The 14892-nt window shown below is 66.1% G+C and carries 9 protein-coding genes; 1 reads left to right on the forward strand and 8 read right to left on the reverse strand.

Features of this window, described 5'->3' with window-relative positions; translation table 11 throughout:
* Together ACK6AU_RS28735 and ACK6AU_RS28740 are read right to left on the reverse strand one after the other, a co-directional pair.
* Positions 1–415 (reverse strand): NAD(P)-binding domain-containing protein (locus ACK6AU_RS28735; protein ID WP_409302966.1); only part of this gene is annotated, 415 nt, incomplete at its 3' end.
* Between the two features lie 10 nt (positions 416–425).
* Positions 426–1952: a CoA-acylating methylmalonate-semialdehyde dehydrogenase gene (locus ACK6AU_RS28740; protein WP_022642130.1), complete on the reverse strand. Its 1527-nt coding sequence runs from the start codon at positions 1950–1952 to the stop codon at positions 426–428.
* A 147-nt stretch (positions 1953–2099) separates the two neighbouring features.
* Here ACK6AU_RS28740 and ACK6AU_RS28745 point away from each other — a divergent pair, with 147 nt between their 5' ends.
* Complete coding sequence (locus ACK6AU_RS28745) at positions 2100–3050, forward strand: LysR family transcriptional regulator (RefSeq protein ID WP_185697646.1); 951 nt, start codon at positions 2100–2102, stop codon at positions 3048–3050.
* A 72-nt stretch (positions 3051–3122) separates the two neighbouring features.
* Here the strand turns inward: ACK6AU_RS28745 and ACK6AU_RS28750 are convergent, their stop codons facing one another.
* The 6 genes from ACK6AU_RS28750 to recC all read right to left on the reverse strand — a co-directional run bounded on the left by ACK6AU_RS28750 (position 3123) and on the right by recC (position 14785).
* Positions 3123–3614, reverse strand: a complete 492-nt coding sequence (locus ACK6AU_RS28750) for an OmpA family protein (protein WP_409302968.1) — start codon at positions 3612–3614, stop codon at positions 3123–3125.
* Between the two features lie 17 nt (positions 3615–3631).
* The gene (locus ACK6AU_RS28755; RefSeq protein ID WP_185697644.1) at positions 3632–4897 is read right to left on the reverse strand and encodes a diguanylate cyclase domain-containing protein; all 1266 of its coding nucleotides are present in this window, start codon (positions 4895–4897) and stop codon (positions 3632–3634) included.
* Positions 4894–5475 carry a YfiR family protein gene (locus tag ACK6AU_RS28760; protein WP_409302971.1) on the reverse strand — a complete coding sequence of 194 codons (582 nt, stop codon included), beginning with the start codon at positions 5473–5475 and terminating at the stop codon, positions 4894–4896. Before ACK6AU_RS28760 ends, ACK6AU_RS28755 begins: the two co-directional genes overlap by 4 nt.
* Before the next feature lie 105 nt (positions 5476–5580).
* Positions 5581–7650, reverse strand: a complete 2070-nt coding sequence (gene recD, locus ACK6AU_RS28765; protein ID WP_185697642.1) for an exodeoxyribonuclease V subunit alpha — start codon at positions 7648–7650, stop codon at positions 5581–5583.
* Complete coding sequence (gene recB, locus ACK6AU_RS28770; protein WP_409302973.1) at positions 7647–11336, reverse strand: exodeoxyribonuclease V subunit beta; 3690 nt, start codon at positions 11334–11336, stop codon at positions 7647–7649. Before recB ends, recD begins: the two co-directional genes overlap by 4 nt.
* Positions 11333–14785: an exodeoxyribonuclease V subunit gamma gene (gene recC / locus ACK6AU_RS28775; RefSeq protein WP_409302975.1), complete on the reverse strand. Its 3453-nt coding sequence runs from the start codon at positions 14783–14785 to the stop codon at positions 11333–11335. Before recC ends, recB begins: the two co-directional genes overlap by 4 nt.
* Positions 14786–14892: the final 107 nt, after the last annotated feature.

Below are 14892 nucleotides of genomic sequence, written 5' to 3' on the forward strand. Positions count from 1 at the left end.
TGGCCCCGCCCATGAAGGTCGGGGTGCGGGCTTGGGCGCCGCCAGTCCCGCGGGCCACCGGGGCGTCGGCGAGGGCCACGCCTTGCTTGGCCCCGGCATGGGCCTCTTCGCGGGGGGTCTGCGGGTCGATGGTGCTGCAGTCCACCGCCGGCACGCCACGGGCGATGCCCGCCAGCACGCCATCCTCGCCCAGCCAGACGCTACGCACATGGGCGGCGGCCGGCAGCATGGTGATCACCAGTTCGGCGCCTTCGGCGGCGGCCTTGGGCGAGGTGCTGATGCGCCCGCCCAGTTGCGCCAGCTCGGCCAGCACGCTCTGGTTGAGATCGAACAGGTTCAGCTGGTGGCCGGCCTTGATCAGGTTGCGGGCCATGGGCGCGCCCATGTTGCCCAGGCCGATGAATGCGATGTTCATGTCAGGCTCCTCAACGCAGGCTGATGGTGGTGTTCACACCGTCGTTGACGCTGTCATCGTCGAACCAGCGGCTGGTGACGGTCTTGGTCTGAGTGTAGAACTGCACCACTTGCTTGCCGTACGGACCCAGGTCGCCGAGCTTGGAACCGCGCGAACCGGTGAAGCTGAAGAACGGTACCGGCACCGGGATCGGGATGTTGATCCCCACCTGGCCAACGTCGATTTCGCTCTGGAACTTGCGTGCCGCCGCACCGCTCTGGGTGAACAGGCCGGTGCCGTTGCCGAAGGGGTTGGCGTTGACCAGGGCGATGGCCTGGTCGAGGGTGTCGACTTCCAGCACCACCAGCACCGGGCCGAAGATTTCCTGGGTGTAGATCTGCATGTCGGTGGTCACCCCGGAGAACAGGGTCGGGCCGACGAAGTTGCCTTGCTCATAGCCTGGGACCTTGACGTCACGGCCGTCCAGCTCGAGCTTGGCGCCTTCCTTGATACCGCTTTCGATCAGGCCCAGCACGCGCTCCTTGGCCCGCTTGGAGATCACCGGGCCGACATCGGTGCCCGGCTCGCAACCGGCGTTGACCTTGAGCTTGCTCGCGGCTTCCTTGATGTCCGGCAGCCATTCGCGAGCCTTGCCCACCAGCACCGCCACCGAGGTGGCCATGCACCGTTGGCCGGCTGCACCGAAGGCCGCACCGGCCAGGGCGTTGACGGTCTGGGTACGGTTGGCGTCAGGCAGCACCACGGCGTGGTTCTTGGCGCCCATCATCGATTGCACGCGCTTGCCATGCTTGCCCGCCAGGTCATAGACATGGGTGCCGACGGCAGTGGAGCCGACGAAGGACACGGCCTTGATGTCGGCGTGGGTGCACAGGGCATCCACCACTTCCTTGCCGCCATGGACCACGTTGAGCACGCCGGCCGGGACTCCCGCCTCCACCGCCAGCTCCACCAGCAACATGGTGGACAGTGGGTCTTGCTCGGAAGGCTTGAGGACGAAGGTGTTGCCGCAGGCGATGGCCATCGGGAACATCCACAGCGGGATCATCGCCGGGAAGTTGAACGGGGTGATGCCGGCGCACACGCCGATAGGCTGGCGCAGGGTGTAGGTATCCACGCCGCCGGCGACGTTCTCGGCGAACTCGCCCATCTGCAAGGTGCCGATGGAGCAGGCATGCTCGACCACTTCCAGGCCGCGGAAAATGTCACCTTCGGCATCGGCGATGGTCTTGCCCTGCTCGGCGCTCAGGACCTGGGCAATGCGCTTGGAGTGCTCGCGGATCAGGGCCTGGAGCTTGAGCATGATGCGCATCCGCGCGCCGATCGGGGTCAGCTTCCAGGTCTGGAAGGCGCGTTGGGCCGCGGCAATCGCGGCGTCGACTTCGGCGGCGGTGGCAAACGGCACCTTGGCCAGCACTTCCTGGGTCGCCGGGTTGACGATGTCATGCCATTCCTGGCTCTGGGACTGGACCCATTGACCGTCGATCAGCAGCTTGACCTGCTGCAGGGTGGTGCCGCCGGACTGGAGGGATGCGTTCATGGGGTCTCCTGACTTCTTGGGTTCTTATGCAGGGAGCCAAGGCATTGCAGGCCTTGAAAAGAGAGGCGTCGCGAGTTGGTGTCGGACTGTTTTTGGAGTATAGATGTGCAAACTTCTAATAAGAACGCACATAAAATCCGGTCCATCATGCAAAAAAACATCACCTCCCTGAGCGGCCTGAACTGGGACGACCTGAAGTTCTTCCTGGAAGTGGCCCGTACCCGCAAGGCCAGCAGCGCGGCCAAGCGCCTGGCGGTGGACTACACCACGGTGTCGCGGCGCATCGGTTCGCTGGAAACCGCCCTGGGTACCCTGCTGTTCGAGAAGTCCCGTACCAACGGCTTCGTCCTGACCGCCGAGGGCCAACGCCTACTGGGGTATGCCGAGTCGATCGAAAGCACCCTGCACATGGCCTGCGAGCAGGTCTCGGGTTCCGGCGTGGCCCTGTCCGGGCATGTACGCATGGGCTGCACCGAAGGCTTCGGCACCTTCTTCATCACCCCGCAGTTGAGCCACTTCCTCGGCGCCTATCCGGCGATCTCGGTGGATATCCTGCCGCTGCCGCACTTCATCAGCCTGTCCAAGCGCGAGGCCGACATCGTCATCGCCCTGGAGCGCCCGGAGCACGGGCCCTATGTGTGCTGCAAGCTATGCGACTACCGCCTGCAGCTGTACGCCACCCAGGAATACCTCGATCGCCACCCGCCGATCCGCCGCCCCAGCGACCTGGGCGAGCATCAGTTCATCAGCTACGTGGACGACCTGGCCTTCAGCTCCGAGCTGTTGTACCTGGCCAACGTGGTGCCCGGGGCCAGCGCCCACCTGCGCAGCACCAGCGTCATCGCCCAGTACGTGGCGGCGCAGCAGGGCCGCTCGCTGGCGATCCTGCCGTGCTTCCTCGCCGCCCAGGACCCACGCCTGCTGCCGGTGCTGCCCAAGGAAATCAACCTGACCCGGCAGTTCTGGATGTACTGCCGCGAAGACCTGCGCAAGCTCAAGCGCATCACCCTGCTGTGGGACTACATCAGGGAAGTGACCGAGCAGAACCAGCCCCTGTTGATGGGGGACAGCCGGAACATGTCGTTCAGCGCCTCCTAGATGGCCCTCTGGCACACGCGCAGCCTGGAGAAACGGCCGTAGGACTACAGCCGCTGTAGCGTGGATCGCCGATCAGTCGGCGATGACCACGATCGATACCCGGCGATTCTCGGTGCGCCCGGCCGGGGTGCTGTTGGAAGCCACCGGCTCGCTGCTGCCCAAGCCGCGCAACTGGATGTTCTCTTCACGCATGCCGACCTGGGTCAGCACCTTGACCACGCTCTTGGCGCGGCGCAGGGAGAGTTGCACGTTATAGGCTTCCTTGCCCGAGGCATCGGTATGGCCGTCGACCCGCACCTTCTGGATGTCGACGCTGAGCAGGGCCGTGCCGATGCGCTGGACGATCGCGGTGCTGGCCGGGTTGAGGCTTTCCACGTCGCTGCCGAACAGGACCTTGCCCGACAGGCCGAAGGCCCAGCCTTCATCCGTCAGTTCGAAGCCCTCCTGTTTCAGTACCGCGATCTGCTTCGGGGTCAGCCCCTTGGGCGGCACGCTCTGGCAACCACTCAGGGCCAGCAGGGCCATGAACACCAGGGTGCTGAAAAGTCGAACCGGACGTTGCATCGATGAAAACAAGGGAATTAGCTCCTGTGTTGAACCTGGACGGGGGACTCCGCCCCCACTGTGTGTTGCCCGCCTCGCGCGCCACGCTTGGCCTGGTACATGGCCGCGTCGGCGGCGTTCAACAGACTGCCCGGAGTGGCGCCATGCTCCGGGTACACGGCGATGCCGATGCTCAGGGACGTCAGGATCGACAGGCTGCCCGGCAACTGGATCGGTACCTCCATGCTGCTGATGATCTTGTCGGCGATGCGCTGGGCATCCTCGACCCGGTGCAGCGGCGTCAGCAACACCGCGAATTCGTCGCCACCCAGGCGCGCCACCAGGTCGTCCTCGCGCAGTTGTGCGCGGATCCGCGTCGCCACCGCCACCAGTACCGCATCGCCGGCGGCATGGCCGAAGTTGTCGTTGATCTCCTTGAACCGGTCGCTGTCCAGGAACAGCACCGCCATGCGCTCGTTGTGCTTGTTGGCACTGCGCAGGGCGCGGATCAGCCGGCCCTCGAAGAACGCCCGGTTGGGCAGGCCGGTGAGGCTGTCATGGCTGGCCTGGTGGGCCAGGGTTTCATTTTCGCTCTGCAGGTGGGTCTGCCAGACCTCCAGCTCATCGAGGAGGGCATTGAAGTCATTGCCCAGGTTGTCCAGCTCGGCGATTTGCGCCGGCGGCACCCGCTGGTCGAAGGCTCGCTCGCGCCGGGCCGCGTGGGCCACGTCCGCCAGGCTGCGCAGGGGGCCGGTGATGCCGCGCAACTGCCGGCGCGCCAGGTACAGCGCCGCCCAGGCGCTCAAGGCGATGCACAGCACGATGCCCACCAGGCCGCTGAAGAGAAAGCGCAACAGGTTGCCGCCATGGCCGGTGACGTTGACCGTGCCGATCTCCTGGCCCTGGCGGAAGATCGGCAGGCTGATGGGTTTTTCCAGGAAGGCACTGGCGATGTGCATTTCCAGGTTGGCCAGCAGGCCGCTGTCGGGGCGCTGCCAGCTGGCCAGCAACTGGCCCTGGCTGTCGTACACCTTGGCGTCGGCCACCTCTTCGGTGGAAGCGATCAGGGCCAGGGAATCGGCGGCCGCGCCGCTGTCGTTGAACACTACCGCGGCCTCCACCGTGTAACTGATGGAGCGGGCGATCAGGTGCAGGTTGTGGTCGGCGTACACCCGCAGCGCCAGCACGCCCAGGCAGGTCAGGGACAGGCTGGCCAGGCCGATCGCCAGCAAGGCGACCGCCAGGTGGCCGCGACCTATGACCGACCGCAATGTGGGGCGGGGGTTGGGCTTGAACAGTTTCATGGCGTGGCCGGGCGTCGACGGGACAATTGCAGCACGCTGGGATGGATTCGCACCCCACTGCGGGCTACGGAGTCCAAGTTGACCTCGAACGACACCTGGCTGTCGCTGACCCGCAGGCAGAACAGGCTGCCCACGGTGCATTGGTCGCCGCCCTCGCTGATGCTCAGGACCGGCTGGCCGGTCAACGAACTGAAGAGCCGGGTGCGTTCCTCGACGGTCAGCTTGCCGACATAGACCGAGTCGCAGTCACTGGCCAGCGTCGGGTTGCTGGCCAGCAGGCGGCGCACCACCACCGCACGCCCGGTCGCCTGGGTGGTGCCCTTGATGAGATCGTCGGTGTATTCGGTGGGACCCACCACGCACAGCCGCAATTGGGCGGGCTCCACCGGCCAACGAGCGTAGCTGAGGATGCCCAGCACCACCTGCGTCACTGCCTTGGCACGCTGCTCGGCCAGGCTGACCGATGCCGAAGGCTCCGGCTGAGCGATGGCCAACAGGCTGAACAGGCAGAGGAAGGTCGACAGCACGCACTGCCGCCACCCTAAAATGCGCTCTGTCCTCAAGACAGCCACGTCCATGCAGGGAATCTCGTTGATTTTCACGGAAATGATGCCGCAACGATAGCACAGCCCAGGAAAGTGCCGCGATATCGAAGCGCTGCAACGATGCCTGGAACCGGGGCTTCAGTCCAGCTCCAGCATCAGCCCGCTCAAGCGCTTGACCTTGCGCCGCACCGCCTCCTCGAACACCCCGGGACGAGGCTCGATCAGGCTGAACCAGTCCTTGGCGCGGGTGATGCCGGTGTAGATCAGTTCCTTGGTCAGTACCGGGTTCAACGCATCGGGCAGGATCAACGCAGTGTGGGCGAACTCCGAGCCCTGGGACTTGTGCACCGTCATGGCATACACCGTCTCGATATCATTCAGACGGCTGGGTAGTACCAGGCGCACTCCGCCCTGGCCGTCGTTGCGCGGGAAGGCCACGCGCAGGACCTGGCGCCCCCCCTGCTCCGGCAGGCGCAGGGCGATGCCGATATCGCCGTTCATCAGGCCCAGGCCGTAGTCGTTGCGGGTCATCAGCACTGGCCGGCCCTCGTACCACTGCTGGTCGCTGTCGATCAGCCGTGCCTTGAACAAGGCCTGGGTCACGCGCAGGTTGAGGTTCTCCACGCCCCAAGGCCCCTTGCGCACCGCGCACAGCAGCTGGAAGCGGTCGAAGGCCTGCAAGACGTGGCGCGCCCAGTCGCTCCAGAGCCGGTCGTCGACAGCGGTGCCGGCGGCGGGACGCTGGCTGCGCAGGACATTCAGGTAGTGGCGATAACCTTGCGGCCCTTCGCCGTGACCTTCCAGCAACAGCCGCTCCAGGGCCCGATCCTGTTCACCCTTGAGCCCCAGGCAGTACAGGTCGGCATGACTGCGCGCCGCCAGCAGGCGCCGAGCTTCGTCGGCTTGCTGCTGGTTGACCCAGCGCGCCAGCTGGCCGATGCCGCTGCCTTCGCCGAAGCGCCGGGAGTGACGCAGCATCACCACTTGTTGGGCCAACGGATGCTGGTGCCCGGTGTCTTCCTGCAAGCCACTGGCGGAGAGGTCTTCACCGCTGACCGCTTCCAGCCAGGCCCGGGTGCGAGGGTCGTACCAACCGGCCTCGGCATCGCGACACAGATCGCCCAGCACCGCCCCGGCCTCCACCGACGCCAACTGGTCCTTGTCCCCCAGCAGCACCAGGCGGGCATGGGCCGGCAAGGCGTCCAGCAGGTTGGCCATCATTTCCAGGTCGATCATCGAGGCTTCATCCACCACCAGCACATCCAGTGGCAGGCGATTGCCGGCGTGATGGCGGAAGTGCCGGGTGCCGGGCCGATTGCCCAGCAGACGGTGCACGGTGGTGACGTCGCTGGGGATCTTTTCCCGCACCTCATCGGCCACCGACAGCGAGCGAACCTGCAGGCTGATGGACTCGGTCAGGCGCGCCGCCGCCTTGCCGGTGGGCGCCGCCAGGCGGATGCGCAGCGGCTTGCGCGCTTCCACCGCCGGGCCCTGGAGCAGGGCCAACAGGCGCACCACGGTGGTGGTCTTGCCGGTGCCCGGGCCGCCGGTGATGATGCTGAACGCGCCCCGGGTGGCCAGGGCGCAGGCGAGCTTCTGCCAGTCGACGGGACCGGATGGCCGGGCCGCGCCGAACAATTCGTCGAGGCGCCGGGCCAAGTGTTCCGGGGCCGCCTCGGTCTGGGCCAGGCGCTGGCGCAAGGCCTGGTCGATGCGCCGCTCGTAGGCCCAGTACCGCCGCAGGTAGAGGCGCTTGCCCGACAGCACCAACGGTCGTTGCCGGGAGGCCTCGCCATGATCCGCCGCCAGGGCCACCAGTCGGCTGCCGGCCAGCACCTTGCACCAGTGGGCGCCTTCCAGGCTGGCCAGGACCTGGGACGGCAACACCGGGGCACCGCCCTGTATATCGCCCTCGGGCGGCAGCGACAGGGCGAAATCCGGCTCCTTGAGTGTTTCGAACAGATCCAGGCAGACATGCCCATGCCCCAACTGATGGCTGGTCAGGGCCGCGGCCATCAGCACCAGTGGGTCGCAGTCCGGGTCCAGTTCCTGGAGGAAACCGACGAAGGCCCTGTCCAGGGCCCGCAGCCAGCCGCGGGCGACCCAGCGATCGAGCAACAGCAACAGGTCGGCACCACGGCTCAGGGGCGCCAGGTCCGGGACTTGGGGTGCCGGCTCGTCCAGGGCGCCAAACAGGTCCGGGGTCATAGCAGCACCCCCTGCTCCCAGGCCGGTTCGGCCCTGGGTGGCTCGGCCCGGCCCTGGAACATCAGATCCAGGCGCTCTATCAATTGCCGTGGCGGCCGGGCGAAATACACACCCTGGCTGGCCGAATGGGTACCGCGCAGGAACAGGTACAAGGCGCCGCCCATGTGCCGGTCGTAGTCGTAGTCGGCCAGGCGGGCCTTCAACTGTCGATGCAGGGCCAGCAGGTACAGCACGTATTGCAGGTCGTAGCGGTTGTCGAGAATCGATTGTTCCATGGCCTGCTCGGTATAGGCGGCGTCATCGGCGCCCAGCCAGTTGGATTTGTAGTCAGCCACGTAGTAACGGCCGTGGTGCTCGAACGTCAGGTCGATGAAACCCTTGAACATGCCATTGAGCAGCACCGGCTCGGCGGTGACCCGGGCCGCGCCCTGGTGGGTCTGCTGGCGCACCAGTTCATCGAGCTTGAGCACATCGACCTTGTGGCTGGCGAACCAGAACTCCATTTCGACCCGGTACTGCTGCAGTTGTCCCAGCACCACCGGCGGCTGGCCGTCGCCGACGGGCATCGGCGCCTGCAACAGATGCTGCAGCCAACCGCTCAGGGTCGGAATCCAGCCTTGCCAGCCACGGCGGTTGCAGCGGCGGGCGACGGCATCGGTGATCGCCTGGGGGCTGGCATCGAAGCCCTCCCCGCCTGCCCACTCCAACAGCCCATGGAGGAAGGTGCCGGGATTCGGTCCGCGGGGGAAACGGTGAATATCGCCACTGCTGGCGACCGCTTCCCGAGGGGCCTCGGGGTCCAGGCGCTCGTCGTCGAACAGCTTCTGGGCCTGGGGATCGTCCGGCGCCTGGCTGGCGCTGCCCAGGGTGTCGCTAATGCGCAGGGCACTGTAGGACGCGATCCACCAGTGCTCCGCCGCACGCCGCGCGGGCACCAGCGGAGCGAGCAGGCGGGCCGGGTTGCGAGGCGGATGGAAACGCTGGTCGTCGATGGCCGGCAACTCGCCCACGCCGATGGCCGGGCAGCCTTGTTGCAGATCCAGCAGCCAGCGCCGCAGGTCCGTGGATTCAGTGAGCGCCGCACCGCCCCCCAAGAGATAACCCAGGGCCGAAAGATGCAGGATCGAACTGCCCTGGTTACCCCGTTTGAGGTCGGCAACCCCCAGCCAGCAGGCGTGCCGGGCCCGGGTCAGGGCCACATAGAGCAGGCGCAGGTCCTCGGCCAGGCGTTCTTCGTCGGCCTGGGCGATCAGTTGCTCGGTGGGACGCAGGCTGACCTGGGGCTTGCCGGCACCATCGTGGTAATGCAACGGCAAGCGACTGCCGTCCACCGGTTTGGTGGAACAGATGAATGGCAGGAAGACCAGGGGATATTCCAGGCCCTTGGACTTGTGGATGGTGACTACCTTGACCAGCTGATCATCACTTTCCAGGCGCAGGATCTGCTCCTCGCCGGCCTGTCCGGACAGCGCCAGGTGCTCGGCCAGGTGGCGGATCAAGGCCTGCTCGCCATCCAGCCCGGCCGCGTTCTGCTGCAGCAGCTCGCACAAATGCAGGAGGTTGGTCAGCACCCGCTCACCATCGCTGCGGGCCATCAGCGCCTGGGGGAGCTGGAAGTCGTGCAGCAGGCGGCGCAGCATCGGCAGCACGCCCTGGCTGCGCCAGATCCCACGGTAACCACGGAACTGCATGACCCGTGCTTCCCAGGCCAGTTCGTCCTGGTTCAGGCGCTCCAGTTCCAGCAGCGGCAGGTCGAGGGTCAGGGAAGCCAGGGCCGCCCGTAACGGCCGCTCCACATCCGGTTCGGCGCAGGCCTTGAGCCACACCAGCAGGTCGCGGGCTTCCTGGGCGGCGAACACCGAATCCTTGTCCGAGAGATAGACACTGCGCACGCCACGGGCAGCCAGCTCGGTGCGGATGGCCTGGGCCTCCTTGCCGTCGCGCACCAGGATGGCGATGTCCGCGGGCAGCAGGCCCGTGCACCCTTGCTGGTCACGGACGAAACCGCTGTGGCCCTGCTGGCCACCGTTGAGCAAGCCGACGATGGCACTGGCACAGGCGGCGGCCTGTTGCTGGCGATACAAAGCACCGGATACCGGTTGTTCCGAGGGCAGCAGCCAGAAATTCAACGCCGGCAGCGGTTGTCCATCGACCTGCAAACGCTCTTGGCGATCCTGGGCCGCCACGGGCAGGAACGGCACCGGGTTGTTGCCATTGCTCTCGCGGAACAGGAAGGCACCGCGCCCTTGCGGGCGCTGCTCGGCTTGCAGGAAGACATGGTTGACCGCAGCGACCATGGCCTGGCTGGAGCGGAAGTTGGTGCCCAGGGTATGCAAGCGGCCATCGGTGGCCTGGCGCGCCCGCAGGTAGGTATAGATATCGGCGCCGCGAAAGGCATAGATCGCCTGCTTGGGATCGCCGATCAGGAACAGCCCGGTCGCCGGGTCGTTGTCCTCGATGCGGTAGATGCTCTCGAAGATCCGGTACTGCACCGGGTCGGTGTCCTGGAACTCGTCGATCAGGGCCACCGGGAATTGCTCGCGAATCAGGCTGGCCAGGCGGCCGCCTTCGTCGTTCTGCAAGGCGCCATCGAGGCGCAACAGCATGTCGTCGAAGCCCATCTCGGCGCGACGGCGCTTCTCTTCCTCGAACCGCGCCCCAATCCACTGCGCGGCGTGTTGCAGCACCGCCGCATCCGGGCTGGGCAAGGCCTCGAGGCTGGCCTTGAGCCCGGCCATGGCATCGAGACCGGGGTGGCTGGGTGGCTCGCCCTTCCAGGCTTCGCCCATGCCTTCGGGCGTCAGGCGGCTGAAACCGGTGCCGATATCCAGTTGCTCCAAGCTCTCGTCCTCGGCCCAGGCGCTGATCTTGTCGAACCAGGGCTCGAAATAGCGGGCCTGCATCTTGCGGCCATCGACACTCTTGCTCGCCACCCCTTGCCGGCAGATCTCGCGCAACTCCACGGCCCATTGGCGCCAGGGAGCCTTGATCTGCACCAGGGCCGCGCGGCGCTCTTGCAGGCAGGCATCGATCAGCTCGCCGGGCGTCTGTTGCTGTGGATCGCGTCGCTCATTGCCGAACAACGCCCGGACCCGGGGCAGCAGTTCGGCCGGCCCCACCCAATGGCTGCGCACCCAGTTCAGCGCCTCGCCTTGCAGTGGGTAGCAGAACAGCCGCCAGTAGTCGCGCAGGACCTCGCCCAGCAGGTCGCTGTGGTCGGTCTCCAGGGTCTGGGTGAACAGGCTGCCGCTGTCGAAAGCGTGCTCACGCAACATGCGTTGGCACCAACTGTGGATGGTGGAAACCGCGGCCTCATCCATCCATTGGGCAGCGATGTCCAGGCGGTTGGCGCAGGCCGCCCATTGCTCGGCGGAATATTCTTGGCGCAACTGTTCGATCAGGCCGTCCGGGGCCGGGATCTCGTCGCGGAAGAAGCGGGCGGCCTCGGCCAGGCGGGTGCGGATACGCTCGCGCAATTCCTTGGTGGCGGCATCGGTGAAGGTCACCACCAGGATCTGCGGCGGCAGCAGTTCGCGGCCAAAGCCCGCGGTTGCGCCGCCATGGCCCAGCACCAGGCGCAGGTAGAGTGCAGAAATGGTGAAGGTCTTGCCGGTACCGGCGCTGGCCTCGATCAGCTGGCTGCCACGCAGGGGAAAGGCCAGCGCCAGGGGAGTCTGTGCCGTCATGCGCCGGCCTCCTCGCCGAGGGCCGAGCGCCAGGGTGCATCGAGCAGCGGGCGATACAGGGTTTCGGCCCAGGCGCTGAAGGTTTCATCGGCGATCAATGCGTTGTAGTCGGCGAACTGCCGGGCCAGGGCCGGGCTTTCACGGCGCTCGCCCTGGCTATTCTGGCCATCGCCATCATAGGTCTTGCGCGCGGCGGCCGCGGCCTTGTCCGGATCGCCCTGGCCCAGCCAGGCGAAGGCGGTCTTGATCGCCACGGGCAACGGTTGGCGCATGCCCGCCTGCCAGGCGCGCAGCAAATCCCCGAGGACCTGCCGGGCCACTTGCGGCTCCAAAGGGGCCAGCAACAGGCTGTCATCGCTGGCCACCAGCGCGGTGGTCAGGCGGTAGTCGCTGGCACAGGCCAGCAGGTGGTTGATCCACGGCTTGATCAGCCGGTGCCATTTGCGGGTCTTGGTGGAACCGATGGCGTTGGCGATGGTGGTCACCGCCAGCAAGCCACCGTCGGCCCGCTGGTGCAGGGCACTGAGCCAGCCTTCGACCCTTACGCCTTGCAGCTCCAGGCTGATGGGCAAGGCGCTGGCCAGGGGTGTTGGCCACAGGGCCAGTAGCTGCCGATAGCGTTGCAGCAGGTCGGGCAGCGGCTCCATCAGTTCCCGTTGCAGGCACTCGCCAAACCCGGCCATGGGCAGCAGGCCGCTGGCCTGGAGACGCTGGGCCTGGGCCTGCAATGCCTGTTCCGGCTGTTCGACATCGGCCAGCGCGGCCGCAAGCAGGCTGTCGCTGAGGCTGTAGCGTTGCAGCGCATCGAGGACGAAGGGTTCTTCATCGGCCAGGGGGGCCTCCATCGCTTCGAAGAACACCTTGAGCCGCTGGCTGAAGAAATGCCGAACCGGATGGCGCAGGAAATCCTGCAATTGGGCCAGGCTCAGGGGTTCGTCCTGCACGTAGGGGTCCAGGCGCTCGGCCGCAGCCTGCTCTTCGCGGTCCTGGTGCAGCACCTGCCACTCCCGGGCATAGCTGAACAGCGGATCGCTGTCGTGGAAATAGCGAGCGCTGAAGGGTTGCAACGGATGCTCCTGGGTCAGTTCTTCCAACAGCGATTGGCCGTTGCCCGCCAGGTGCCAACCACTGGCCAGGTGATCGCGCAATTGGCCGATCAGCACCGACGCGGGGCGCTCGCTGTTGTCGCGGATACTGCGGCCGACCCAGCTGATATAGAGCTGGTCACGGGCCGAAAGCAGGGCCTCGAGCAGCAGGTAGCGATCGTCTTCGCGGCGCGAACGATCGCCCGGACGGTAGTCGCTGCCCATCAGGTCGAAGTCCAGCGGCGGCTGGGCCCGAGGATAGTCGCCATCGTTCATTCCCAGCAGGCACACCAGCTTGAAGGGAATGGCGCGCATCGGCATCAGGGTGCAGAAATTCACCGCACCGGCGAGGAAGCGCTGGGACAGGCGGCCCTGGTCAAGGCCCGCCAGCCAGGCTTCGCGGACCACGGTCAACGGTAGCTCATCTTGCAGGCCCACGGCTTCGCAGGTTTCCAGCCAGGTTTCACGCAGGTCTTCCAGTTGGCCCAGCAGGTAGTCGTCATGTTCGGTGCTGGCCAGGAAGAACTGCTCCAGCAGCTTGTGCAGGCGTTCGCCCCATTGTCGCGGGGCGGCGGGTTGGCAGAGTTGCTCGTAGGCCAGTTGCAGGGCATCGAGCAGGGCTACCAGCGGGCCGATGAGGGCTGCGTCCAGGCCACCGATTTCATCGTAGGGTTCGATTCCGTCGCAGGCCGCGGAACGACCGACGGCATACCCCAGCAACATCCGCCGCAGACCGAAACGCCAGCTGTTCTGCTCCAGCTCCTGAGGCAGGCCCAACGCGGCCCGTTGTTCGGCATTCATGCCCCAACGGATGCCGGCGCCTTCGATCCAGCGATGCAGGGTGGGCAAGTCGGCCTCGTCGACGCCGAAACGTGCACGCAGCGCCGGGACGTCCAGCAAGTCGAGGATCTCACTGACCGGAAAGCGGCTGTCCGGCAGTTTCAACAGGTGTTCCACGGCGATCAGCAGCGGATCGCGGCCCCGCTGGCCCTGGTCGGTGAGAGTGAAGGGGATGAAGCGCCGGTCATCACGTTCCAGCTGGCCGAACACTGCTCGAATATGCGGCGCATAGCTGTCGATGTCCGGGACCATGACGATCACATCCCGTGGGCGCAGGTCGGGGTCGGCGCTGAAACGGGCCAGCAACTGGTCGTGAAGGATCTCCACCTCGCGCTGGGCGCTATGGGCAATGTGGAAACGGATCGACTGGTCCTGCTGCAGATCGACCTCGGGCCAGAGTTCGCGGGTTTCGCCGAGGGGGCGCAGTTCGAGGATGTCATCCTGCAGTTGCTGGAGCATGCTGGCGGGACGGCTTTCGCTGAACAGGTCGATCCGTCCATCGCGAAAGGCCGCGCGATAACTGTTGGGATCGTCGTAGCTGTCCAGCAGGTTGATGTAGTCCCGGCCTTGTTTGCCCCAGGCGGCCAGCAAGGGGTGAGCGTGCTGGTGCAGGGTCTGCGGGTCCAGGGCTTGAGGCATGCCGGCCTTGCGCGCCTGGCGCTTGTACTGGTGGCGCAGCAGGTCCTTGTCGGCAACGATATCGGCCCAGTGATGGCGGCAAGGGTTGTGTACGCAGAGCAGCACTTGGCTGAAGCGGGCCAGGCCAGCCAGGGCTTCCAGCACTTGGGCCGGTAATGAGGAGATGCCGAACACGATCACCCGGGACGGCAAGCCAGAGGGGGCGGTGTCCAGGTGGTTGATGCGCTCGATGAAGCGCTGATGCACACCTGCACGGCTCTGGGCCATGCCTTCGGTGCCAACATCCAGGAGCAGCGCTCGCCATAGCTCGGCCTGCCAGCAGTTGGCCGGGGTCAAGGGCTTGGGTTCGCCACGGACGTTGCGCAGTTGGTGGCGGCCTGCGGCCCAGTCTTCCAGCCAGTCGGCGCGGTACACCTGGTACTGGTCGAACAGGTCGGCCAGGCGCTCGGCCAACTGATAGCGTTTGCGCAAGTCACTGTCCTGGGTCAGGAAGCGTTGCAGGGGTTCGAAATGGGGCTCGTCGATCAGCTCCGGTAGCAGGCGCATCAGGCGCCAGGTCAGCGGGGCCTTGTCCAACAGGGACTTGGGCGGGATTTCGTCGCGTCCCAGGACCTGGCGATACAGCTGCCACATGAAGCTACCGGGCAGTTGTACGTCGATGGCAGCAGCGATGCCACAACCGCCGGAGTCGTCGTCCTCGGGGTCTTCGGCCAGGGCCAGTTTCAGCCATTGGGCAATACCGTTGCTCTGGACCAGGGCGATTTCATTTTCCAGGGGAGCCAGTGGGTAACGCCGCATCCAGCTGACCACCAGGCTGCGCAACTCGTCCAGGCGGTTGCCATGAACCACCATGAAACCAGGGTTGATGGACGAGACGTCCGGCATAAGGGCTCCCTTGGAGAATGCAAAAAGCTCGGGCGGAACCTTAGCACTGTCACGGCAGGCTGGCAGCCGAGCCGATCTAGGAGGCGTGGGCCGCTATGGTTTTTCGT

The organism is Pseudomonas sp. KCJK8993 (genome assembly GCF_046230915.1).
Lineage (GTDB): Bacteria > Pseudomonadota > Gammaproteobacteria > Pseudomonadales > Pseudomonadaceae > Aquipseudomonas > Aquipseudomonas piscis.